General features: G+C 73.4%; 19 protein-coding genes. 9 read left to right on the top strand and 10 right to left on the bottom strand.

The window, feature by feature from the left end:
* Positions 1 to 26: 26 nt before the first annotated feature.
* Genes HHL19_RS27845 through ssd form a run of 4 tightly spaced genes read right to left on the bottom strand, consistent with a single transcriptional unit; the run spans position 27 to position 4,051 of the window.
* Positions 27 to 842, bottom strand: a complete 816-nt coding sequence (locus HHL19_RS27845) for a type II secretion system F family protein (protein ID WP_169093095.1) — start codon at positions 840 to 842, stop codon at positions 27 to 29.
* Entirely contained in the window at positions 832 to 1,704 is an 873-nt protein-coding gene (locus tag HHL19_RS27840) for a type II secretion system F family protein (protein WP_346768411.1), read from the bottom strand. Before HHL19_RS27840 ends, HHL19_RS27845 begins: the two co-directional genes overlap by 11 nt.
* Positions 1,701 to 2,909, bottom strand: coding sequence for a TadA family conjugal transfer-associated ATPase (locus HHL19_RS27835; protein ID WP_206325178.1), 1,209 nt, complete (start codon positions 2,907 to 2,909; stop codon positions 1,701 to 1,703). The genes HHL19_RS27840 and HHL19_RS27835 overlap by 4 nt, the downstream gene beginning before the upstream one ends.
* On the bottom strand, positions 2,906 to 4,051 hold the full coding sequence (gene ssd, locus HHL19_RS27830; RefSeq protein WP_169093094.1) for a septum site-determining protein Ssd: 1,146 nt from the start codon (positions 4,049 to 4,051) through the stop codon (positions 2,906 to 2,908). The genes HHL19_RS27835 and ssd overlap by 4 nt, the downstream gene beginning before the upstream one ends.
* 450 nt (positions 4,052 to 4,501) lie before the next feature.
* On the opposite strand from ssd, the gene HHL19_RS27825 reads away from it, so the two are divergent.
* Entirely contained in the window at positions 4,502 to 5,356 is an 855-nt protein-coding gene (locus tag HHL19_RS27825) for an HAD-IB family hydrolase (protein WP_169093093.1), read from the top strand.
* Positions 5,357 to 5,703: 347 nt separating this feature from the next.
* Here HHL19_RS27825 and HHL19_RS27820 read toward each other — a convergent pair whose 3' ends face one another.
* Positions 5,704 to 6,522, bottom strand: coding sequence for a Fic family protein (locus HHL19_RS27820; RefSeq protein WP_169093092.1), 819 nt, complete (start codon positions 6,520 to 6,522; stop codon positions 5,704 to 5,706).
* A 102-nt stretch (positions 6,523 to 6,624) separates the two neighbouring features.
* On the opposite strand from HHL19_RS27820, the gene HHL19_RS27815 reads away from it, so the two are divergent.
* Positions 6,625 to 7,608, top strand: a complete 984-nt coding sequence (locus HHL19_RS27815) for an ATP-binding protein (protein ID WP_169093091.1) — start codon at positions 6,625 to 6,627, stop codon at positions 7,606 to 7,608.
* A 78-nt stretch (positions 7,609 to 7,686) separates the two neighbouring features.
* On the opposite strand, the gene HHL19_RS27810 is transcribed toward HHL19_RS27815, so the two are convergent.
* Positions 7,687 to 8,988: a hypothetical protein gene (locus tag HHL19_RS27810; protein WP_169093090.1), complete on the bottom strand. Its 1,302-nt coding sequence runs from the start codon at positions 8,986 to 8,988 to the stop codon at positions 7,687 to 7,689.
* 227 nt (positions 8,989 to 9,215) lie between these two features.
* On the opposite strand from HHL19_RS27810, the gene HHL19_RS27805 reads away from it, so the two are divergent.
* The 6 genes from HHL19_RS27805 to HHL19_RS37770 all read left to right on the top strand — a co-directional run bounded on the left by HHL19_RS27805 (position 9,216) and on the right by HHL19_RS37770 (position 17,235).
* Positions 9,216 to 11,603 carry a SulP family inorganic anion transporter gene (locus HHL19_RS27805; protein WP_169093089.1) on the top strand — a complete coding sequence of 796 codons (2,388 nt, stop codon included), beginning with the start codon at positions 9,216 to 9,218 and terminating at the stop codon, positions 11,601 to 11,603.
* Positions 11,604 to 11,798: 195 nt separating this feature from the next.
* The gene (acs, locus tag HHL19_RS27800) at positions 11,799 to 13,754 is read left to right on the top strand and encodes an acetate--CoA ligase (RefSeq protein ID WP_169093088.1); all 1,956 of its coding nucleotides are present in this window, start codon (positions 11,799 to 11,801) and stop codon (positions 13,752 to 13,754) included.
* 230 nt (positions 13,755 to 13,984) lie between these two features.
* A complete protein-coding gene (gene nhaA, locus HHL19_RS27795) occupies positions 13,985 to 15,379 on the top strand; it encodes a Na+/H+ antiporter NhaA (protein WP_169093227.1) in 1,395 nt (464 codons plus the stop codon).
* 54 nt (positions 15,380 to 15,433) lie between these two features.
* Positions 15,434 to 15,931, top strand: coding sequence for a phage holin family protein (locus HHL19_RS27790; protein ID WP_169093087.1), 498 nt, complete (start codon positions 15,434 to 15,436; stop codon positions 15,929 to 15,931).
* Positions 15,928 to 16,863: an alpha/beta hydrolase gene (locus tag HHL19_RS27785; RefSeq protein WP_169093086.1), complete on the top strand. Its 936-nt coding sequence runs from the start codon at positions 15,928 to 15,930 to the stop codon at positions 16,861 to 16,863. Before HHL19_RS27790 ends, HHL19_RS27785 begins: the two co-directional genes overlap by 4 nt.
* A 180-nt stretch (positions 16,864 to 17,043) precedes the next feature.
* A complete protein-coding gene (locus tag HHL19_RS37770; RefSeq protein ID WP_169093085.1) occupies positions 17,044 to 17,235 on the top strand; it encodes a hypothetical protein in 192 nt (63 codons plus the stop codon).
* Between the two features lie 15 nt (positions 17,236 to 17,250).
* Here HHL19_RS37770 and HHL19_RS27775 read toward each other — a convergent pair whose 3' ends face one another.
* From HHL19_RS27775 to nth, 3 genes are all read right to left on the bottom strand, one after another.
* The gene (locus HHL19_RS27775; protein WP_169093084.1) at positions 17,251 to 18,450 is read right to left on the bottom strand and encodes a MarP family serine protease; all 1,200 of its coding nucleotides are present in this window, start codon (positions 18,448 to 18,450) and stop codon (positions 17,251 to 17,253) included.
* A 68-nt stretch (positions 18,451 to 18,518) separates the two neighbouring features.
* A complete protein-coding gene (locus HHL19_RS27770; protein WP_169093083.1) occupies positions 18,519 to 19,223 on the bottom strand; it encodes a CoA pyrophosphatase in 705 nt (234 codons plus the stop codon).
* A gap of 88 nt (positions 19,224 to 19,311) precedes the next feature.
* Positions 19,312 to 20,301: an endonuclease III gene (gene nth, locus HHL19_RS27765; RefSeq protein ID WP_346768424.1), complete on the bottom strand. Its 990-nt coding sequence runs from the start codon at positions 20,299 to 20,301 to the stop codon at positions 19,312 to 19,314.
* A 432-nt stretch (positions 20,302 to 20,733) separates the two neighbouring features.
* Here nth and HHL19_RS27760 point away from each other — a divergent pair, with 432 nt between their 5' ends.
* A complete protein-coding gene (locus HHL19_RS27760) occupies positions 20,734 to 21,408 on the top strand; it encodes a Crp/Fnr family transcriptional regulator (RefSeq protein ID WP_030495802.1) in 675 nt (224 codons plus the stop codon).
* A 72-nt stretch (positions 21,409 to 21,480) separates the two neighbouring features.
* On the opposite strand, the gene HHL19_RS27755 is transcribed toward HHL19_RS27760, so the two are convergent.
* Positions 21,481 to 22,368: a prohibitin family protein gene (locus tag HHL19_RS27755; protein WP_169093081.1), complete on the bottom strand. Its 888-nt coding sequence runs from the start codon at positions 22,366 to 22,368 to the stop codon at positions 21,481 to 21,483.
* Between the last annotated feature and the right edge of the window lie 172 nt (positions 22,369 to 22,540).

The following is a 22,540-nucleotide window of genomic DNA, read 5'->3' as shown; positions in this document are numbered from 1 at the left end:
CGGTTCGGTTCATGTCGTGTCGTCGTTCAGGGCCCGAGCAGGCCCTTCGCCAGGCCGATCACCACCGGGGCGACCCCCACCGCGAGGAACGCGGGCAGGAAGCACAGCCCCACGGGAGCGCTGATCAGCACCTCGGCCCGGCGGGCCCGGGCGGCGGCCGCGCGGGCGGTCGCCGCCCGCAGTCCGGCCGCGTGCCGGGCCACCGCCTCGGCGGCGGGCGCCCCGGAGGCGTCGGCCCGTTCCAGGCAGCGGGCGAGCCCCTCGGCGCCCGGTATCGCGCCGAACCTCCCCCACACCTCCGCCGGTTCACCGCCGAGCCGCAGCTCGGCGGCGGTCCGCAGCAGCCGCTCCCCGAGCGGCCCGCCCAAGGACCGGCCGACGGCCTCCGCCGCCTCTCCCGGCCCGGCTCCGGCGGAGGCACAGGCCGCGAGGAGGTCGGCGGCCAGCGGGAGCCGCGCCACCGCCTCCCGGTCCACCGCCGGCTCCCGGGAGGCACCGGCCCGCCGCAGCCACCACCGGGCGCCGAGCACTCCGCCGACGCCCGCGAGCAGCGCCGCGACCGCCCCGAGAAACACCCCCGCGCCGAGCACCGCGCCCACGACCGCCGCCCGCACCGGCACCGGCACCTCCCGCAGCCCGGCGGTCAACCGCGCCCACCGCCGCCTCCGCGTCTCGGCCCGGGCCCCGGAGGGCCCGCCGCCCGCGTCGGTCAGCAACGCGCCGAGCCGTCGCCGGGCGCCCCTCCCGCCGCGTACCCGCGCCAGTCGCGGCCAGGCCCGACCGAGCAGCCAGCAGCCCAGGAGCAGCAGTGGGGCCGACCTCGCCAGCAGTTCACTCCGCATCGCCGGTACCTCCCCGCACGATCCGCGCGGCCCACCACAGCCCGGCCGCCTCCAGCGCGCCGCCGAGCACCAGGCAGGCCCCTCCGGCGGGGGTGTGGAGCAGCACCCGCAGCGGCTCCGCTCCCATGACGGCGCCGAGGCCGATCCCGGCCGCCGGGAGGGCCGCGAGCACGGCCACCGTGGCCCAGGCCCCGGACAGTTCGGCCCGCAGCGCCTCGCGCCGCTCGTCCTGCTCCCGGAGGGCGGCCTCCAGCCGGTCGAGGCCCGCGGCCAGTCCGGCGCCGCTGTCGACGGCCACCTGCCAGCAGGCGGCCAGGCCCGCGAGCCCTTCGGCGCCCTCGCGGCGGGCCGCTCTCCGCAGCGCCTCCGGCACGTCGCCGCCGAAGCCGACCGCGGCGAGGACCCGCGCCTCCTCCGCGCCGAGGGCCCCGGTGCGGCGGGCCGCGTAGGCGAGGGCGTGGCCCGGCTGGCGGCCGGCCCGCAGTTCGCCGCCGGCGGCCTCGCAGAGCGCCACCACCCGCCCGGCCAGCGCCTCGCGCTCCTTGCGCGCCCCGGCCGCCCGCAGCCGCCGCCGCACGAGCGGGACGGCCAGGGCGCCCGCGGCGAGCGGCAGCGGTGACCCGCCCGCCAGCGCGATCAGCCCGGCGGCGGGCAGACACAGCCACTCCGGTCGCCCACGGACGGCCGCCCGCCAGCGGCCGAGGGCCACCCGGCCGAAGCCCCCGCTCCCGTACCCGGCGCCCTGCCCGGGGAGCAGGGTCCGTGCCCGGAGGACCGCGCGGCGGCGCCCGGCGGCCTGCCGGAGGGCGGGCACGGCGCCGACGGCCAGGAGACAGAACCCGGCGTACAGCCCGACCGTCACGGGGCACCTCCGACGAGCGCGCGCAGTCGGGGCCAGCCCCGCTCCCGCTCGAAGCCGGACGGGTCCCAGCGGAGCGCGGGCACCGTCCGCACGAGACCGTCCCGGTCCCGCTCCAGGACGTGGACCTCGGCGATCCGGCGCCGCCCGTCGGGATCCCGCACCAGGTGCAGCACGGCGGAGAGTCCGGCGCCCAGCTGGCTGTGGAGGGCGGCCCGGTCGAGTCCGGCGGCCGTGCCGAGCGCTTCGAGCCGGGCGGGCACGTCGGAGGCCGTGTTGGCGTGGAGCGTGCCCGAGCCGCCCTCGTGTCCGGTGTTGAGGGCCGCCAGGAGGTCGACGGCCTCGCCGCCGCGGACCTCGCCGACGACCAGCCGGTCGGGCCGCATCCGCAGGGCCTGGCGGACCAGGTCCCGGAGGGTGACGAGGCCGGCGCCCTCCTGGTTCGGCGGCCGGGCCTCGAGCCGCACCACATGGGGGTGGTCCGGGCGCAGCTCGGCCGAGTCCTCGGCGAGGACGATCCGCTCCCGCTCCCCGACCAGGCCGAGCAGGGCGGCGAGGAGCGTGGTCTTGCCGGTGCCGGTGCCTCCGCTGACGAGGTACGACACCCGGGCCTCGATCAGCGCGCGCAGGACCCGGTCGCCGCCGGGCGGCACGGTCCCCGCGGCGGTGAGCTCCTCCAGGGTGAAGGCGCGGGGGCGCATCACCCGCAGCGAGAGGCAGGTGGAGCCCACAGCGACGGGCGGGAGGACCGCGTGCATGCGGGTGCCGTCGGGCAGCCGCGCGTCCACCCACGGCCGGGCGTCGTCGAGGCGGCGCCCGGCCACGGCCGCGAGCCGCTGGGCGAGCCTGCGGACGGCGGTGGCGTCCGCGAAGACGACGGGCGCCCGCTCCAGGCCCGCGCCCCGGTCGACCCACACCCGGTCGGGCGCCGAGACGAGGACATCGGTGACGTCGGGGTCGGCGAGGAGGGCCTCCAGCGGTCCCGCGCCGGTCAGCTCGCACCGCAGCTCCTCGGCGGCCCCCAGCACCTCGGTGTCCCCGAGCAGACGCCCCTGGGCCCGGAGGGCGGCCGCCACACGGGCCGGGGTCGGCTCGGCGCCGCTCGCCGCGAGCCGCTGCCGCACGGCGTCGAGGAGCCCGGCTCCGCCCGCCCGCGCGGCCGGAAGCACGCCGGGCGGGGCTGTCTCCACCGCGCCGGTGCCGGTCATGCCGCACCGCCGGAGGGCAGCGCCTGCTCCCAGAATGCGGCGCAGAAGCGGCCGAGCGGGCCCCGGGGATCGGCGCCCGGCGGGGCGCCCTCGTCCTGGTCGGTCACGATGGCGGGGTCGTAGGGGAGTTCGCCGGCGAGCGGCAGCCGCAGCGCGTCGGCGACCCAGCGCTCGTCGAGCCCGGCCGCGTACGGCCCGCGGACCACGGCCCGCAGGTCGCGGACGCCGAGGGAGAGGGTGCCGGCGATCCGGTGGGCGGCGGCGACCGCCCGCAGTTCGCCGGGGACGACGAGGAGGCCGAGGTCGAGCTGGGCCAGGGCCTCGGCCCCGGCCTCGTCCACGGCGCGCGGCAGGTCGACCACGACGACCCCGCCGCCGCGGCGGGCCGCGGCGAGCACGGCCCGGACCGCGTCGGGCGGCACGGCGCCGGTGGGCTCCCGGCCCCAGCTCAGCACCCGCACGCCCCGGGCGGCGGGCAGCGACTCCGCGAGGGCGCCGCCGGCCAGCCGCCCCTTCGAGGCGGTGAAGTCGCTCCAGCGCCTGCCCTCCTCCCGCTCGGCGCCGAGGAGCACGTCGAGCCCGCCGCCGAGCGGGTCGCCGTCGACGAGCAGGGTCCGCCGGCCCGCGCGGGCGGCGGCGAGCGCGAGTCCGCAGGCGAGGGTGGAGGCGCCGGCACCGCCGCGTCCGCCGACGACGCCGACGGTCAGCGCCGCCCGGCCGCCCCCTTCGGCGGCGTCGGCGATCCGCTCGACGAGCCGGGACTCGGCGCCCGGCAGCCTGAGCACGCTGTCGGCGCCGACCTCGACGGCGAGCCGCCACACCTCCGGGTCGTCCGGGGCCCGTCCGACGAGGACGACCCCGGGCCGGCGCACGGAGCCCCGGCAGCGGGCCGCGACGTCCGCCCCGACCAGGACGAGCGGGGGATCGGTCCAGCTCGCCCGCCGCTCGGGCACCCGGTGGTGCACCTCGGGCTCGACGCCGGCCGCGGCGCACAGCCGCAGCAGATCGTCGAGGAGGACGACGTCCTCGGTGACGATCAGCGGGCCGGGCCCGCGCACCCCTTCCCCGTCCCGCGCCGTGGACGCGTCCCGCGCCGTGGACTCGTGCTCCGCTCCCGTGCGGGAGACCGTCGGCTTGTGCATCGCGCACACCCCTCTCGTGATTCCTGCGGGCCGCGAACTTCGCGACGGGAATCACCGTGAGGCCGAGCGGGAAATCGTGCGGAGCCCACCGAAAAACTGTGGACAATCCCCTGCCTGTGAATATCTCGACCACCCGTCCGAGGACTGTCCGGAACGCAGCCCGCCGGTTACTCTGGGTGACGAATCGAGGGATGTCGCGCCCCGGGCAGCCGGACGCGCGCCGGCGGAAGAGAGGGGAGCGAGCCATGGCCCAGCAGGCGAAAACGGCTCCGGACATGCGACGACCCCCGCCGGGGGGGAGAGCGGGGGTCGTCTTTCCGGCCGACTCGGGGGGGGGAGGAGCCGGTCCGGGTTAGCACGGTCGCGAACGATCCGTGACTTCCATGGTGTACCCGAGAGCCCTCTCAGGCAAACCCACGCGCCCGAGCGTACGCCGAATGGCGGGCACCTATGCTCAGCGTTGTGGAAAACCACTCCTTGCCGCGCGCAGCCGCCTTCTTCGACCTGGACAAGACGGTCATTGCGAAGTCCTCGACCCTGACCTTCAGCAAGTCCTTCTACCGGGGCGGACTGATCAGCCGCCGTGCCGCCCTACGGACGGCCTACATCCAGTTCGTGTTCCTGATCGGCGGGGCCGATCACGACCAGATGGAGCGGATGCGCGAATATCTTTCCGCGCTCTGCAAAGGCTGGAACGTGGCCCAGGTCAAGGAACTCGTCGCCGAGACCCTGCACGACCTGATCGACCCGATCATCTACGACGAGGCCGCCTCCCTCATCGAGGAGCACCACGCCGCCGGCCGCGACGTCGTGATCGTCTCCACCTCCGGCGCCGAGGTGGTCGAACCGATCGGGGAGATGCTCGGGGCGGACCGGGTCGTCGCCACCCGCATGGTGGTCGGCGAGGACGGCTGCTTCACCGGGGAGGTGGAGTACTACGCCTACGGCCCGACGAAGGCCGAGGCGGTCCGCGAGCTGGCGAAGTCGGAGGGGTACGACCTCTCCCGCTGCTACGCCTACAGCGACTCGGCGACCGACCTCCCCATGCTGGAGGCGGTCGGGAACCCGTACGCGGTCAACCCCGACCGGACGCTGCGCCGCGAGGCGGTCGCCCGGGAGTGGCCGGTGCTGGCGTTCGACCGCCCGGTGCGGCTGAAGCAGCGGCTTCCGGAGTTCCGGATGCCGCCGCGTCCGGCGCTGATGGCCGCGGCGGCCGTGGGCGCGGCGGCGGCGACGGCGGGGCTCGTCTGGTACGCCGCCCGGCGGCGTCACCGGGCCGCGGCGGCGGTCCTCGCCGGGAGCTGACCGCTTGTCCCGTTTTCGGGCGATCCGGTTCCGAGGATCCGGAAAGAGCGGAAAGAAGCGGACCCACCACTTTCGCTTACCGGCGGACAGGAGTAGAAAGGAATCAGGCCCGCGAGACCTGGGACATCCGAGAGGATCACCTGTTGAGCATGTAGGCCCCACGGACCTGACGCACAAAAACCTGGCACCCACGCGACGTCGACCCGTCGATTACGGGCCAGCCGCACCAGGCGAAGGGCAAAGCACCCCGCCTGATGGGCACATATCGAGGACGCTTGGTAACTGGGTGGACGTGCCAGCGGCGGTACTGAAGGTTGGTACCGCCGCAACCCATGTCCGGGGGCTTTTCAGGCGGCGCCGCGCTGGAGCGCCTCGCAGACCGCCGTCGACTCCCGGACGCCGAGTTCCACCGCGCGCCCGCAGTGCGCGATCCAGGCGCCGACGCCCTCCGGGGTGCCGGTGAGGTACCCCTCGAAGGCGGCCGCGTAGGCGGCCCGGCCCTGTTCCGCGTGGCCGACCTCGGCCGGGCAGATGCCCTTCGGGTCGAGACCGCTGCCCTCCAGCACGATCCGCTCGGCGGTCCTGGCGACCAGGCCGTTGTGCGAGGTGAAGGGGCGCAGGGCGAGCAGTTCGCCGTGGACCACGGCGGAGACGACCAGCGCGGGGGCCTCGCTGCCGGCGACGACGAGCTCCGCGAGGCCGTCGAGGCGGGCGGCGACCTCGTCCGGGGTGGGCAGCGGGGCCTCGATCAGCGGCTCGGTCACGGTCTCGCCGGCCTGCCGGGGGCGGCCGGTCGACTGCTCGTGCTCGCCGGCGGCGACCAGGTGCAGCCGGGCCAGCACGCGGAGCGGCGACTGGCGCCAGATGGAGAGCAGTTCGCCCGCCTCGGCGCTCAGGCGCAGGGCGGCGCCGACGGTGCGGGCCTCGGGGTCGGCGCTGAAGTCGGTCCGGCGGCGGACCTCTTCCAGGGCCCAGTCGGCACCGGCGAGCGCGGCCGAGCCGCGGGCGCCGCGGAGCGCAGCCTCGTGGGCGATCTCGTTGCTGCGGCGGCGCATCACACGGTGGCCGTAGACCCGGTCGACGGCCTTGCGTACGGAGTCCACCGCGTCGGCGACGCCCGGCAGGGTACCGAGGGCGGCCAAGGGGTCAGAGGCGTGCGTACTCATAGGTAAGGAGGCTACGCGCCCCGGGGGCCCGCCCCACGAAGGAGTGGTCTTCTTCATAGACCTTGACCACTCAGTGCGTTCATGCCACTACGCTAGGTGAACATGAAGATCGCTTTCGTCGGGAAGGGCGGCAGCGGCAAGACGACGCTGTCCTCGCTCTTCGTCCGCCACCTCGCCGCCACCGAGTCGCCGGTCGTCGCCGTCGACGCGGACATCAACCAGCACCTGGGGGTCGCGCTCGGCCTCACCGAGGCGGAGGCGGCCGCGCTGCCCGCGATGGGGGCGCACCTGCCGCTCATCAAGGAGTACCTGCGCGGCAGCAACCCCCGGATCGCCTCGGCCGAGACCATGATCAAGACGACGCCACCCGGGGAGGGTTCGCGGCTGCTGCGGGTCCGCGAGGAGAACCCGGTGTACGAGGCGTGCGCCCGGCGGGTGCGGCTCGACCCGGGCGAGGTGCGGCTGATGGCGACCGGGCCGTTCACCGAGGCGGACCTCGGCGTCGCCTGCTACCACTCGAAGGTCGGCGCGGTGGAGCTGTGCCTGAACCATCTGGTGGACGGGGCCGGCGAGTACGTGGTGGTCGACATGACGGCCGGTTCGGACTCCTTCGCGTCCGGCATGTTCACCCGCTTCGACATGACCTTCCTGGTCGCCGAGCCGACCCGCAAGGGGGTGTCGGTGTACCGCCAGTACAAGGAGTACGCCCGGGACTTCGGCGTCGCGCTGAAGGTCGTCGGCAACAAGGTGCAGGGCCCGGACGACCTGGACTTCCTGCGCCAGGAGGTCGGCGACGACCTGCTCGTCACGGTCGGCCACTCCGACTGGGTCCGCGCCATGGAGAAGGGCCGCCCGCCGCGCTTCGAGCAGCTGGAGCCCGAGAACCACCGGGCGCTGCGGACCCTGTGGGAGGCGGCGGACGCCTCGTACACCCGCCGCGACCGGCACCGCTACACGAGCCAGATGGTCCACTTCCACCTCCGCAACGCGGAGAGCTGGGGCAACGCGAAGACGGGGGCCGACCTGGCGGCGCAGATCGACCCCGACTTCGTCCTCGGCGAACCGATCGCCGAACCGATCGGCTGACCCGATCGGCTGACCCGATCGGCTGACCCGATCGGCTGACCCGATCGGCTGGGCTCTCGCCGTCGTCGGTCGGTTCGGCTACTTGCGGGTGGGCTGCTTCGCGGGGGCGGGGGCCGGGGGCTGGGCCGCCAGGAAGGCGGGCCAGCCTCCGGTGGGGGCTTCGCCGACCTTCAGGGTGCGCATCTTGGCGATGACGGCGGGGTCCTGGGCGTCGAGCCAGTCCGCGAGCTGGCGGAAGGAGACGCACTCGACGTCCTTCTGGACGCAGACCGTGGCGATGGTCTCCTCGACGGCGCGCATGTAGGTGCCGCCGTTCCAGGACTCGAAGTGGTTGCCGATGATGACCGGCGCCCGGTTGCCCCGGTAGGAGCGTTCGAAGGCCTCGACGAGGCCGTCGCGCATCTGGTCGCCCCAGTAGCGGTGCATGCCCGGGTCGCCCTGGGTGGTGCCGGGCGACTGGTTGACCAGGAAGTTGTAGTCCATGGACAGGGTCTGGAAGGCGCGGCCCGGCACCGGGACGAGGTGCATGGACAGGTCCCAGAGGCCGTGGTCCTTCTTCGGCCAGATCTGGTCGTTGACGCCGCTGGTGTCGTAGCGGAAGCCGAGCTCGGAGGCGGCCTTCACGAAGTTGGCGCGACCCTCCAGGCAGGGGGTGCGGGCGCCGACGAGCTCCTTGTCGTAGTCGAAGGGGAGCGGCTGCTCGGCGCGCAGGCCCGCGTTGGTCTTCCAGTTCTTGACGAAGGACTTGGCCTGCCGGATCTCGCTCTTCCACTCCTCCACGGACCAGGTGCCGACGCCGCCCTCGGCGCCGCAGAAGTGGCCGTTGAAGTGGGTGCCGATCTCGTTGCCCTCCAGCCACGCGCCGCGCAGTTCGCGGACGGTGTCACGGATGCCCTCGGTGTCGTTGAAGCCGATGTCGGAGCGGCCGGCGGAGTGCTTCGGCGGGTCGTACATCGCCCGCTTCTCCTCCGGCAGGAGGTACACGCCGCTGAGGAAGTACGTCATGCTCGCGTCGTACTTCTTGCCGACCTTCCGGAAGTGGGAGAAGAGCTTCTGGCTGTCCTCTCCGGCGCCGTCCCACGAGAAGACGACGAACTGCGGCGGGGCCTCTCCGGGCTTCAGCTTCTTCCAGGTCGGCTGGTGCGGCTGGGCGCCGGTGTAGGCGGTGGAGCCGTCGCCGATCAGCCGGACCGGGTTCTCCGGCGCGGCGGCGGGGCCCTTCTTGGCCGCCGTCCCCGCTCCCGGCGCGCCCTTGGTGGCGCCGGGACCGGGGGAGGCGGGCTCCGAGCAGCCCGCCAGGCCGCCGATCAGGGCGACGGTCAGGGCGCCGGCGGCCAGCGCCTTCCCGCGGAACGTACTTCCTCGCACGGCGGCTGACATCCGCCCACCTCTCCTCTGGCGACGACGACTCTCACGAACTGCGAGCGGCGTCAACCTCGCACCCGACCCGCCGGGGCGATGAAACGACAAGCGGCAATACGCCACCCGTTCACCGGAACCGGTGAACCATTGCCCCGTTTGCCCCGAAAATAATGCCGGAGACTTTACTCTCCATTACGATTCGTTTACTAAGAGTTGAGGTACCCGTTCGGCCCCGAGGAGACCGGATGACCCTCTGCACCCCCGCCCGCACGCCCAACCGACCACGTGTCCAGCGGCCCCACAGCCCGCCCGGAGGAGCCCGCCGCCTCCTCCCCGCCGGCGCGGACGTCTCCGCGTCGATCGCCGTCTTCCTGATCGCGCTGCCGCTCTCGCTCGGTATCGCCCTCGCCACCGGAGCCCCGCTCCAGGCCGGACTGGTCGCCGCCGCCGTCGGCGGCCTGGTCGCCGGCCGGCTCGGCGGCTCCCCGCTCCAGGTGAGCGGACCCGCCGCCGGCCTCACCGTCGTCACCGCCGAGCTGATCCAGCGGTACGGCTGGCGCGCCACCTGTGCCATCACGGTCCTCGCCGGACTCGCCCAACTCGCCCTGGCCGCCCTCAGAGTGGCCCGGTCGGCGCTCGCGGTCTCGCCCGCGATCGTGCACGGCATGCTGGCCGGCATCGGCGTCACCATCGCCCTGGCCCAGCTCCACATCGTCCTCGGCGGCACCCCGCAGAGCTCCGTGACGGCCAACGTCCTCGGTCTGCCGGCGCAGTTGGCGAACGTCAGACCCGCCGCGCTCGCCATCAGCGCGCTCACCGTCGCCGTCCTGCTCGGCTGGCCGCGGCTGCCCGGCCGCGCGGGCCGCCTCGCACGCAGAGCGCCGGCCGCGCTGGTCGCCGTCGGCGGCGCGACCCTGCTCGCCGCGACCGCCGGGCTCACCGTGCCCCGCGTCGACCTGCCCTCCTGGAGCAGCCACGCCCTGCCGGGGCTGCCCGAGGGTCCGGTCCTCGGCATCGCCGCCGGTGTGCTGACCATCACCCTGGTCACCAGCGTGCAGTCGCTGCTCTCCGCGGTCGCCGTCGACAAGCTGGTCGCCGCCCGCCCCGACCGCGGTCACGGCGTCCCGCGCTCCCGCCTCGACCGCGAGCTGGCCGGCCAGGGCGCGGCCAACATGGTCTCGGGAGCGCTCGGCGGCCTCCCGGTCGCCGGGGTCGCGGTCCGCAGCGTCGCCAACGTGTCGGCGGGCGCCGTCAGCCGCGCGTCCACGATGCTGCACGGCCTGTGGATCGTGCTGGCCGCGCTGCTGCTCGTACCGGTGCTCGACCTGATCCCGCTCGCCGCGCTCGCCGCGCTCGTCATGGTCGTCGGCATCCAGATGGTGAGCATCACCCACATCCGCACGGTCACCCGCCACCGCGAGGTCGTGGTGTACGCGGTGACGCTGACCGGGGTCGTCGCGATCGGCCTCCTGGAGGGCGTCGCCCTCGGGATCGCCGTGGCGGTCGCGGTCTCGATGCAGCGGCTCGCCCGCACCCGGATCACCCGGGAGGAGCGCGACGGGCGCCAGCTGCTGCGCGTGCGCGGGCAGTTGACCTTCCTCGCCGTCCCACGGCTGAGCCGGGCCCTGCACCAGATCCCCGCCGGTTCGGCGGTGACGGTGGAGCTCGACGGCTCGTTCATGGACCATGCCGCGTACGAGACGCTGAACGACTGGACGGCCGCCCACCAGGCCCATGGCGGCGCGGTCGAGCTGACCGGCCCCACCGGAGGCCGTATCTCCGAATCCCCCGGCGCCCCCTCACCCGCGGCGGACCCCGGTACGAGCTCCGCGCCGCCCCCGGCACCGGAGCACCCCTGCTGCCGCCCCTGGACCCCCTGGCACAACCACCAGTGCGCCGAGCTGCCCGCGCCGCCGCTCGCCCCGGCCGAGAAGCCTCCGGTGCGGACGGGGCATCAGCTCGCGCACGGCATCGGCAAGTTCCAGCGGAACACCGCGCCGCTGGTCCGCGACGAGCTGGCCCGGCTCGCCCGGGAGGGCCAGAGACCCTCCCAGCTCTTCCTCACCTGCGCCGACTCCCGCCTGGTCACCAGCATGATCACCTCCAGTGGCCCCGGCGACCTCTTCACGGTGCGCAACGTCGGCAATCTGGTGCCGCTGCCCGGTGAGGAGAGCGGGGACGACTCGGTGGCCGCGGCGATCGAGTACGCGGTGGACGTCCTGCGGGTGCAGTCGATCACCGTCTGCGGCCACTCCGGCTGCGGTGCCATGCAGGCGCTGCTCGGCGCCGGGCCGGACGATCCGGCGACGCCGCTGCGCCGCTGGCTGCGGCACGGCCGGCCGAGCCTGGAGCGGATGGCGAGCCGCCGCCACGCCTGGGCGCGGATCTCCGGACGGCTGCCGGCGGACGCGGTCGAGCAGCTGTGCCTGACCAACGTGGTGCAGCAGCTGGAGCATCTGCGGGCGTACGAGTCGGTGGCGAGACGGCTCGCCGACGGCAGCCTCACCCTGCACGGGATGTACTTCCACGTGGGCGAGGCGCAGGCGTACCTGCTCTCCGGGGACGAGGTGCGCGGCTACGACGACGTCTTCGACAGCGTCCCGCCGGCGACCCTCGCCGCCCGCGCGTCCTGAACCTTTCCCGTCGCCGCTCCGTGAGACTGTGTGGCCCCTCCGTCCCCCCGCTCGGGAGGGAGGGGCTCCCACCCGTCAAGACACTCACAGGTCTAAACCAATTCCCCGGAGACTCTTGTCACCCGGGGCCTCGGGCTGATGAGGTATGACGCGGGACACATACGCACAGAGGACGCCCTGGGAAAGGGAGATGTCGTGAGCAACGAGAGCCTGGCCAATCTGCTCCGGGAAGAGCGCCGCTTCGCGCCGCCCGCCGAGCTGGCCGCGCACGCCAACGTGACGGCGGAGGCGTACGAGCAGGCCGAGGCGGACAGGCTGGGCTTCTGGGCCGAGCAGGCCAGGCGCCTGACCTGGGCCACCGAGCCGACCGAGACCCTCGACTGGTCGAACCCGCCGTTCGCCAAGTGGTTCGCCGACGGCGAGCTCAACGTGGCGTACAACTGCGTCGACCGGCACGTCGAGGCCGGGCACGGCGACCGGGTCGCCATCCACTTCGAGGGCGAGCCGGGCGACAGCCGGGCGATCACCTACGCCGAGCTCAAGGACGAGGTCTCCAAGGCCGCCAACGCCCTGACCGAGCTGGGCGTCCGCAAGGGCGACCGGGTCGCCGTCTACCTGCCGATGATCCCCGAGGCCGCGATCACGATGCTGGCCTGCGCCCGCGTCGGCGCCGCCCACTCGGTCGTCTTCGGCGGCTTCTCCGCCGACGCCGTCGCCTCCCGCATCCAGGACGCCGACGCCAAGGTGGTCGTGACCGCCGACGGCGGCTACCGCCGCGGCAAGCCGTCCGCCCTCAAGCCGGCCATCGACGAGGCCGTCGCCAAGTGCCCGACCGTCGAGCACGTCCTGGTCGTCCGCCGCACCGGCCAGGACACCGCCTTCGCCGAGGGCCGCGACGTGTGGTGGCACGACATCGTCGGGCGCCAGTCCGCCGAGCACACCCCCGAGGCGTTCCCGGCCGAGCACCCGCTCTTCATCCTGTACACCTCGGGCACCACGGGGAAGCCGAAGGGCATCCTGCACACCTCCGGCGGCTACCTCACCCAGGCCGCGTACACCCACCACGCCGTCTTCGACCTCAAGCCGGAGACCGACGTCTACTGGTGCACGGCCGACATCGGCTGGGTGACCGGCCACTCGTACATCGTCTACGGCCCGCTGGCCAACGGCGCCACGCAGGTCATGTACGAGGGCACCCCGGACACCCCGCACCAGGGCCGGGTCTTCGAGATCGTGCAGAAGTACGGCGTCACCATCCTCTACACGGCGCCGACGCTGATCCGCACGTTCATGAAGTGGGGCGACGACATCCCCGCGAAGTTCGACCTGACCAGCCTCCGCGTGCTGGGCTCGGTCGGCGAGCCGATCAACCCCGAGGCCTGGGTCTGGTACCGCAAGCACATCGGCGCCGACCGCTGCCCCATCGTCGACACCTGGTGGCAGACGGAGACCGGCGCGATGATGATCTCGCCGCTCCCCGGCGTCACCGAGACCAAGCCGGGCTCCGCCCAGCGCCCGCTGCCGGGCATCTCCGCCACCGTCGTCGACGACGAGGCGAACGAGGTGCCGGACGGCGGCGGCGGCTACCTGGTGCTCACCGAGCCGTGGCCGTCGATGCTCCGCACCATCTGGGGCGACGACCAGCGCTTCATCGACACCTACTGGTCCCGCTTCGAGGGCAGGTACTTCGCCGGCGACGGCGCCAAGAAGGACGACGACGGCGACATCTGGCTGCTCGGCCGCGTCGACGACGTCATGCTGGTCTCCGGCCACAACATCTCGACCACCGAGGTCGAGTCCGCGCTCGTCTCCCACCCGGCGGTGGCCGAGGCGGCCGTCGTCGGCGCCGCCGACGAGACCACCGGCCAGGCGATCGTCGCCTTCGTGATCCTGCGCGGCACCGCCAGCCAGGACGAGAGCCTCGTCGCCGAGCTGCGCGACCACGTGGGCGCCACGCTCGGTCCGATCGCCAAGCCCAAGCGGATCCTGCCGGTGGCCGAGCTGCCGAAGACCCGCTCCGGCAAGATCATGCGCCGGCTGCTGCGCGACGTGGCGGAGAACCGCCAGGTCGGCGACGTCACCACGCTGGCCGACTCCTCGGTCATGTCGCTCATCCAGACGCAGCTGCCCGCCGCGTCCAGCGAGGACTGAGCGCCCCGGCACCCGCACCGCGAAGGCCCGCCCCGACACCCGGGGCGGGCCTTCTCCGCGAGAAGAAAGCCGCATAACGCCCTAAAGTGAACCCCGCCGGACGCAGCCCGAGCTCGTTAGGTAAGGTAAAGATCGCGCCAGGGTCAGGTCAGTGGCGCGACAGGAAGACCTAGGTGCGCCGGGAAGTCTGGTCGGCAAGTGCTTTGTGCTGCCCACCCGACCGGAGGTTCCTGGTGTCCACCCCGACGAACGACCGCAAGTTCCTCGGCCGGCTCTCCCTCCCCGAGAGCCGCTTCGTCGCCGACGCCCTGCGCACCGAGACCGTCGGTGGTGTCCTCCTGCTCGTCGCCGCCGTCACCGCGCTCGTCTGGGCCAACGTCCTCCCCGACAGCTACGAGTCGGTCTCCCACTTCCACATAGGCCCCGCCTCCCTCGGCCTCGACCTCTCGGTCGCCCACTGGGCCGCCGACGGCCTCCTCGCGATCTTCTTCTTCGTCGCCGGCATCGAGCTCAAGCGCGAACTCGTCGCCGGCGAGCTGCGCGACCCCAAGGCCGCCGCCCTCCCCGTCATCGCGGCGATCTGCGGCATGGCCACCCCGGCCCTGGTCTACGTGCTGGTCAACGCCGTCGGCGGCGGCTCCATGGACGGCTGGGCCGTGCCCACCGCCACCGACATCGCCTTCGCGCTCGCCGTCCTCGCGGTCATAGGCACCTCGCTGCCCTCCGCCCTGCGCGCCTTCCTCCTCACCCTCGCCGTCGTCGACGACCTCTTCGCGATCCTGATCATCGCGGTCTTCTTCACCGACGGCCTGAACTTCGCCGCCCTCGGCGGCGCCGTCGCCGGCCTCGTCCTCTTCTGGTTCCTGCTCCGCAAGGAGGTCCACGGCTGGTACGTGTACGTCCCGCTCGCCCTGGTGATCTGGGGCCTGATGTACAACAGCGGCGTCCACGCCACCATCGCCGGCGTCGCCATGGGCCTGATGCTCCGCTGCACCACCCGCAAGGGCGAGGAGCACTCCCCCGGCGAGCACATCGAGCACCTGGTCCGGCCGCTCTCCGCCGGCCTCGCCGTCCCCCTCTTCGCGCTCTTCTCGGCCGGCGTGAGCGTCTCCGGCGGGGTGCTCGGCGACGTCTTCACGAAGCCCGTCACCCTCGGCGTGGTCCTCGGCCTGGTCGTCGGCAAGGCGATCGGCATCTTCGGCGGCACCTGGCTCTCCGCCCGCTTCACCAAGGCGGAGCTCAACCCCCAGCTGTCCTGGCCGGACGTCTTCGCCGTCGCCACCCTCGCCGGCATCGGCTTCACCGTCTCGCTCCTCATCGGCGAGCTCGCCTTCGAGGGCGACGCGGCCCTCACAGACGAGGTGAAGGCCGCCGTCCTCATGGGCTCGCTCATCGCCGCCGTCTGCGCCTCCTTCCTCCTCAAGCTGCGCGTCCGGAAATACCAGGCCCTCGTCACCGAGGAGGAGCGGGACGAGGACGAGGACGGCATCCCGGACGTGTACGAGGAGGGCACCGAGGCGTACCACCTCCGGATGGCCGAGATCTGCGAGCGGAAGGCCGCCGAGCACCGGGAGCGCGCCCGACTGGCGGGGGCACCGCGCGACGGGGCCGACCGTCCGGCATGATCTGAGGCGGACCGTACACAGAGTCTCGGACCGTACAAGAGGAGAGGGAGAGCGATGAGCGACCCGTTCGACGGAACCGAGCGCAGCCTCGGCCAGCTGGTCGCCTCGGCGACCGCCGAGATGTCCGCACTGGTGCACGACGAGATCGCCCTGGCCAAGGCCGAGCTCCGGCAGGACGTGAAGCGCGGCGGCATGGGCGCCATCCTCGGCATCGGCGCCTTGGTGGTGCTGCTGTTCTCGCTGCCGATGCTGAGCTTCGCGCTCGCGTACGCGATCAACACCTGGACCGGCGGGCACAACGGCAACGGCGGCTGGAACCTCGTCTGGTGCTTCCTGCTGTCCTTCGCCTTCAACGTGATCGTCGCCGGTCTCCTCGGCTTCGTCGCGGTCTCGAAGTTCAAGAAGGTCAAGCCGCCGGAGAAGTCCATCGCCTCCGCCAAGCAGACCGCCGCGATCATGCAGAACGCGAAGCCGCACCCCCGTCCGGAGGGTGTCCCGGCCGCCGAGGTGACGATGACCAAGGCCCAGTCTGTGGCACGCTCGTCCGTATGACCCTCCCCGAGAGCAGCACCCCCGGCGGCGGGCCCGTACGCCTCGACGGTCCGTGGACCCACCGTGACGTCGCGGCCAACGGCGCCCGTTTCCACATCGCCGAGATGGGTGACGGCCCCCTGGTGCTGCTGCTGCACGGCTTCCCGCAGTTCTGGTGGACCTGGCGCCACCAGCTGCCGGCGCTCGCCGAGGCCGGCTTCCGGGCGGTCGCGATGGACCTGCGCGGGGTCGGCGGGAGCGACCGCACCCCCCGGGGTTACGACCCCGCCAACCTCGCCCTCGACATCACCGGCGTGGTCCGCTCGCTCGGTGAGCCGGACGCGGCGCTCGTCGGCCACGACCTGGGCGGCTACCTCGCCTGGACCGCCGCCGTCATGCGGCCCAAGCTGGTCCGCCGGCTGGTGGTCTCCTCGATGCCGCACCCGCGCCGCTGGCGCTCGGCGATGCTCTCCGACTTCGCCCAGTCCCGGGCCGGCTCGCACATCTGGGGCTTCCAGCGGCCGTGGCTGCCGGAGCGTCAGCTGGCCGCCGACGACGCCGAACTGGTGGGGCGTCTGATCCGGGAGTGGTCGGGCCCGCGCCCGGTGGAGGACGAAGCGGTGGACGCGTACCGGCGGGCGATGCTCGTGCCGTCCACGGCGCACTGCTCGATCGAGCCGTACCGCTGGCTGGTCCGCTCGCTGGCCCGGCCGGACGGCATCCAGTTCAACCGGCGCATGAAGCGGCCGGTGCGGGTGCCGACGCTGCACCTGCACGGCTCGATGGACCCGGTGATGCGGACCCGCAGCGCCGCCGGTTCGGGCGAGTACGTGGAGGCGCCGTACCGCTGGCGGCTCTTCGACGGCCTGGGGCACTTCCCGCACGAGGAGGACCCGGCCGCCTTCACGACCGAGCTCGTGAACTGGCTGAAGGACCCCGAGCCCGACCGCTGAACCCGGATCCCGACCGCTGAACCCGGAGCCAGACCGCTGAACCCGGAGCCAGACCGTGGGCCTCCCGGACGGGCACGCGCCCGCACGGGTTTGCGTCGAACGGCCATGTGCCGGGCGCATACTCCGATTGGCGGGCCCCGGAACGGTTACCGAGCCCGGACCCCGGGCACACGTCCGGGTATGGGCTGGACGCACGACTACGGTGACACGGCACGCGACCGCCGCTCGGCCTCCGGGCCGGGCTCACGCGAGCGGGGAGGCCCGCCGGAGCAGGGCCGCGCTCCCGGCGGGCAGGTCGGGATCTCACGCATCCTCAGACGGCGGGCCCGCTGGGTCTCGGCGCGCCTCCGCCACCCACGCGACACCGCGTAGCCCCTCCCGGGGGGGTCAGAGGGCGCAGCTGTCGGAGTCGACCTGCTGGTTCGCGGTACGGCCGAGCTCGATGTCCTCGCGGATCTCCTGGACCGTCAGCGCGTACCCGGTGTCGGCGTCGTCACGGGAGCGGGCGAAGATCACGCCCGAGACCGTGCCGTCCTCGGTGAGCAGCGGGCCGCCTGAATTGCCCTGGCGGACCGTCGTGTACAGCGAGTAGACCTCCCTGCGCACCTCGCCCCGGTGGTAGATGTCGGGGCCGTCGGCGCTGATCCGGCCGCGGACGCGGGCGGAGCGGACGTCGTACGAGCCGTTCTCCGGGAAGCCGGCGACGATGGCGTCGTCCCCGCTGCGCGCCTCGCGCTCGGTGAAGCGGAGCGGGGTGGCCTTGAGGTCCGGCACGTCGAGGACGGCGATGTCGCGGCGCCAGTCGTAGAGCACGACCTTGGCGTCGTACAGCCGGCCCTCGCCGCCGATCTGCACGGTGGGCTCGTCGACGCCGCCGACCACGTGCGCGTTGGTCATCACCCGGCGCTCGGAGAAGACGAAGCCGGTGCCCTCCAGGACCTTGCCGCAGCTGGGGGCGGTGCCGACGACCTTGACGATGGAGCGCTGGGCGAGGGTGGCGACGGGGCTGCCGGCGAGCGCCGGGTCCGGCGGGACCACCTCGGTGATGGGCTCGTCGGCGAAGGGGCTGAAGACCTGCGGGAAGCCGCTGCGGGCGAGGGTGGAGCTGAAGTCGGCGAACCAGGCGCCGACCTGATCGGGCATCACCCGGGAGACGCCCTGGAGCACCTTGGAGCCGCGCACCTCCTTGCCCAGGGTGGGCAGCGAGGTGCCGGCGAGCGCCGAGCCGATCAGCCAGGCGACGAGCAGCATGGCGACCACGTTGACCAGCGCGCCGCCGGTGGCGTCGAGGGCGCGGGCCGGGGACCAGGTGATGTGGCGGCGGAGCTTGTTGCCGAGGTGGGTGGTGAGCGCCTGGCCGACGGAGGCCGAGACGATGACCGCCATCACGAAGATCACGGTGACCGTGGTGGTGACCTCGCTCTTGTCGGTGAGCTGGTCCCACAGGATCGGCAGCAGCCACATGGCGAGGAGTCCGCCGCCGAGGAAGCCGACCACGGAGAGGATGCCGACCACGAAGCCCTGGCGGTAGCCGATGATCGCGAACCACACGGCCGCGAGCAGCAGCAGGATGTCCAGCACGTTCACGGTCGTCAGCCTCGCAGATTCGTTCTTCCGGTCGCCGTTCCGTCTCCGGCCTCCGGGGGGTCAGCCTGTCATGACCGCCAGTCGAGCGGGACCTTCCGCGAGGTGTCCCAGGGGCGCTCCCAGCCCGCGAAGTGGAGCAGCCGGTCGATCACTCCGGCGGTGAATCCCCAGACCAGAGCGGATGCGACGAGGAAGGCCGGGCCCGCGTGGCCGGCCGGGTGGACGGCCATCGCGCGGTTCGCCGGGTCCGTGAGATCCGCCACGGGCACCGTGAAGACCCGGGCGGTCTCGGCGGGGTCGACGGCCCCGACCGGGGTCGGCTCGCGCCACCAGCCGAGGGCGGGCGTGACGACGAAGCCGCTGACCGGGATGTAGAGCCGGGGCAGCACGCCGAAGAGCTGGACGCCGGCCGGGTCGAGGCCGGTCTCCTCCTCGGCCTCCCGCAGGGCGGCGCGCAGCAGGCCGCCGTCGGCCGGGTCGCCGTCCTCGGGGTCGAGGGCGCCGCCGGGGAAGGAGGGCTGCCCGGCGTGCGACCGGAGGCTGCCGGACCGCTCCATGAGGAGCAGCTCGGGCCCGCGCTCGCCCTCGCCGAAGAGGACGAGGACGGCGGACTGGCGGCCGGCGCCGCTCTCGGGCGGCAGGAAGCGGCTCAGCTGCTCGGGCGCGACGGTGCGCGCGGCGCGGTCGACCGGCGCGAGCCAGTCGGGCAGGCCGTCCCGGTCCAGCAGGCCGCCGGTGCCGGGGCCGTAGATCTCTTCGTCCGTGCGCGTCATGAGCACCCCCGACTCGTCCAACGCCGTCGCCCCGCCTCTTCGTTCCCGGCGCGTCGTGGATCGCAGCCCGCGAAGGGCCTCGCCGCGCTCACCGCGCGCCGGAGGGCCGCTGTACGGCCCCGGGGGCCACGCCGGGCGCGGGCGGGGCCGGGCGGCCGGGGTAGTCGGCGGGCGGGTTGAGCCGCTGGCCGGGGTAGCCGCCCTTCTCGTACTTGAGCAGCTTCTCGGCCTTCTCCGGGTCGGTCTCGCCCTCGCCGTAGGCGGGGCAGAGGTGGGTGATCGGGCAGGCGCCGCAGGCGGGCTTGCGGGCGTGGCACATGCGGCGGCCGTGGAAGATCACCCGGTGCGACAGCATCGTCCAGTCGCTCTTCGGGAAGATCTCGGCGACCTCGGCCTCGATCTTCACCGGGTCGTCGGACTCGGTCCAGCCGAAGCGGCGGGCGAGGCGCATGAAGTGGGTGTCGACGGTGATCCCGGGGACGCCGTAGGCGTTGCCGAGGACGACGAAGGCGGTCTTGCGGCCGACGCCCGGCAGCTTGACCAGGTCCTCCAGGCGGCCGGGGACCTCGCCGCCGAAGTCGTCCCTGAGGGCGGCGGCCAGGCCCATGATCGACTTGGTCTTGGCGCGGAAGAAGCCGGTCGGGCGGATCAGCTCCTCGATCTCCTCGGGGACGGCGGCGGCCAGGTCCTCGGGGGTCGGGTACTGGGCGAAGAGCGCGGGCGTCGTCTGGTTCACCCGCAGGTCGGTGGTCTGCGCGGAGAGGACGGTGGCGACGAGGAGCTCGAAGGGGTTGCGGAAGTCGAGCTCGGGATGGGCGTACGGGTACACCTCGGCGAGCTCCCGGTTGATCCGCCGCGCCCGCCGCACCATCCCGAGCCGCGACTCGGCCGTGCGGGCCTTGGCGGGTGCGACGGTCGCGACGGCCTTCTCGGGAGCGGCGGTCTTCTTCGGGGCGGCCGCCTTCTTCGCGGCGGCGGCCTTCTTCGCCGGAGCCGCCTTCTTGGCTGCGGGCGCCTTCTTCGCCGGAGCCGCCTTCTTCGCTGCGGGTGCCTGCTTCGCTGCGGGTGCCTGCTTCACCGTGGTCGCCTGCTTCACCGTGGTCGCCTTCTTCGCTGCGGCCGCTTTCGTCCCTGCGGGCGCCTTCTTCGCTCCGGTCGTCCGCTTCGCCGCAGGCGGCTCCGCGGGGCGCTCGGCCGACGGCGAATCATTCCGATTCACGGCTTTCGACCGCTTCGACGCGCCGTGTTCGCCCACGGCGGAATTACCTTCGGCCGACACTCTTCCAGCCCCCTTGGCCTGCGTTCTCACCGGTGAGTTGGACACCCGGCCAGCCTAGGGGCCGGGGCCGACATCCGCCCCGCTCACCGCCGATCGGACCCCGATCGGGCCCCTGACGTTCGGCAATGGCGCCCGGTGCGTCAAACTTGTTGTGATTGATCGCACTGTTTGGCACGTCCGGCATCATGGGAGCCAGGTTCCCGTGAGCAGGTCGACAGTAGGAGTGAACTCGTGGACGACGTTCTGCGGCGCGCCCCGCTCTTCGCGGCGCTCGATGACGAGCAGGCCGCCGAGCTGCGCGCCTCGATGAGTGAGGTGACGCTCGCCCGTGGCGACGCGCTCTTCCACGAGGGCGACCCCGGCGACCGCCTGTACGTGGTCACCGAGGGCAAGGTGAAGCTGCACCGCACCTCCCCCGACGGCCGCGAGAACATGCTGGCGGTCCTCGGCCCCGGCGAGCTCATCGGCGAGCTGTCCCTCTTCGACCCGGGCCCGCGCACCGCGACCGCGACGGCGCTGACCGAGGTCAAGCTGCTCGGCCTCGGCCACGGCGACCTCCAGCCCTGGCTGAACGCCCGTCCCGAGGTGGCCGGCGCCCTGCTGCGCGCCGTCGCCCGCCGGCTGCGCAAGACCAACGACCAGATGTCCGACCTGGTCTTCTCCGACGTGCCGGGCCGCGTCGCCCGCGCGCTCCTCGACCTGTCGCGCCGCTTCGGCGTGCAGTCGGAGGAGGGCATCCACGTCGTGCACGACCTCACCCAGGAGGAGCTGGCCCAGCTGGTCGGCGCCTCCCGCGAGACCGTGAACAAGGCGCTCGCCGACTTCGCCCAGCGCGGCTGGCTGCGCCTGGAGGCCCGCGCGGTGATCCTCCTCGACGTGGAGCGCCTCGCGAAGCGCTCCCGCTAGGGATCCGTACGCACGAGAAGGGGGCCGCCCGGTCGAACCGGGCGGCCCCCTTCCGTATCGGCGGGCGCGGGCCTAGCGCTTGCTGCCGTCCACGATCACCGGGGTCGAGCCGGCGCCGCTGCCGCAGGGCACCGCGTAGACCGGGTTCTTCGCCGCGGCCTCCTTGAAGGCGTCGATGCACTGGTTGGCGAGGACCTTGTCCGTCAGCGAGTCGTTGAGGATCTTGTTGGCGCGGGCGATGCCCTCCGCCTCGATGCGGCGCCGGTCGGACTCCGCCTTGGCCGTACGGGCCGCCTCCAGGGCCCGCTCGGTGGCCTGCTGCTGCTGGATCTTGCGGTCGATCTGGCCCTGGAGCGCGTCCGAGGGCTTCACGTTCCGCAGGTTCACCGTGGTGACGACGATGCCGCGCGGCTCCAGGCGCTCCGTGACGAGCTTGGCGATCTCGGCGTTGATCTTCTCGCGGTCGGAGGCGTACCCCTGCTCGCTGGTGTAGCGGGCGAAGACGTTGCGGACGATCTCGCGGCTGTCCGGGTAGACCAGCCGCTGCTGGATGGCGTCCTCGCTGCCCGCGAGCTTGTAGAGCTCGACGGCCTTGGACGGGACCACGGCCCACTTCACCGTGACCTCGGCGTACATGACACCGCCCTGGGAGGAGCGGACCTCGACCACGTCCTTGTCGGAGAGGTTGAGGTCGACCGGGCGGGTGGAGAAGGTGGTGACGTCGGTGAACGGCGACTTCACGTGCATGCCGGACGTCATCGGCGAACCGACCTTGCCGAAGGCGACCGGGACGCCGACCTCGTACGCGCTGACCACGTAGGTCATGCTCACGATCGCGGAGAAGGCTCCGGCGACCAGCGCGCCGACGGCACCCATCTTGAAGCCGGTCGAGTCCTGCGACCGGCCGACCAACCAGAGCACCACCGCGGCGATGACCAGCAGGATGGCTATGACGAACATGGGCATTCCCCCGAGAGCTGCGGCCTGATGTAAGCGGAGCGTAAGACACGCGGGGAGGCAGCGGAGTTCCCGGGGTCGGCAATTCTCGCCGCTCCGGAGTGCCTGGAGTCGGCCATTCGCCCCACCCCGGGGCTCCGGTCGGAGCCTGGAGCCGGCCCTTCGCCCCGCCGCC

This window comes from Streptomyces sp. R302, from assembly GCF_012927245.1.
In the GTDB taxonomy this organism is placed as follows: domain Bacteria; phylum Actinomycetota; class Actinomycetes; order Streptomycetales; family Streptomycetaceae; genus Streptomyces.
This window is presented reverse-complemented; position numbering and strand designations above follow the sequence as displayed.

What these genes read in the sequence shown, in the direction of transcription:
- HHL19_RS27845 (WP_169093095.1), bottom strand. Translation starts at nt 842, where the DNA reads ATGCGGAGTGAACTGCTGGCGAGGTCGGCCCCACTGCTGCTCCTGGGC.
- HHL19_RS27835 (WP_206325178.1), bottom strand. Translation starts at nt 2,909, where the DNA reads ATGACCGGCACCGGCGCGGTGGAGACAGCCCCGCCCGGCGTGCTTCCG.
- ssd (WP_169093094.1), bottom strand. Translation starts at nt 4,051, where the DNA reads ATGCACAAGCCGACGGTCTCCCGCACGGGAGCGGAGCACGAGTCCACG.
- HHL19_RS27825 (WP_169093093.1), top strand. Translation starts at nt 4,502, where the DNA reads ATGCTCAGCGTTGTGGAAAACCACTCCTTGCCGCGCGCAGCCGCCTTC.
- HHL19_RS27820 (WP_169093092.1), bottom strand. Translation starts at nt 6,522, where the DNA reads ATGAGTACGCACGCCTCTGACCCCTTGGCCGCCCTCGGTACCCTGCCG.
- HHL19_RS27815 (WP_169093091.1), top strand. Translation starts at nt 6,625, where the DNA reads ATGAAGATCGCTTTCGTCGGGAAGGGCGGCAGCGGCAAGACGACGCTG.
- HHL19_RS27810 (WP_169093090.1), bottom strand. Translation starts at nt 8,988, where the DNA reads ATGTCAGCCGCCGTGCGAGGAAGTACGTTCCGCGGGAAGGCGCTGGCC.
- HHL19_RS27805 (WP_169093089.1), top strand. Translation starts at nt 9,216, where the DNA reads ATGACCCTCTGCACCCCCGCCCGCACGCCCAACCGACCACGTGTCCAG.
- HHL19_RS27790 (WP_169093087.1), top strand. Translation starts at nt 15,434, where the DNA reads ATGAGCGACCCGTTCGACGGAACCGAGCGCAGCCTCGGCCAGCTGGTC.
- HHL19_RS27785 (WP_169093086.1), top strand. Translation starts at nt 15,928, where the DNA reads ATGACCCTCCCCGAGAGCAGCACCCCCGGCGGCGGGCCCGTACGCCTC.
- HHL19_RS37770 (WP_169093085.1), top strand. Translation starts at nt 17,044, where the DNA reads ATGGGCTGGACGCACGACTACGGTGACACGGCACGCGACCGCCGCTCG.
- HHL19_RS27770 (WP_169093083.1), bottom strand. Translation starts at nt 19,223, where the DNA reads ATGACGCGCACGGACGAAGAGATCTACGGCCCCGGCACCGGCGGCCTG.
- HHL19_RS27755 (WP_169093081.1), bottom strand. Translation starts at nt 22,368, where the DNA reads ATGTTCGTCATAGCCATCCTGCTGGTCATCGCCGCGGTGGTGCTCTGG.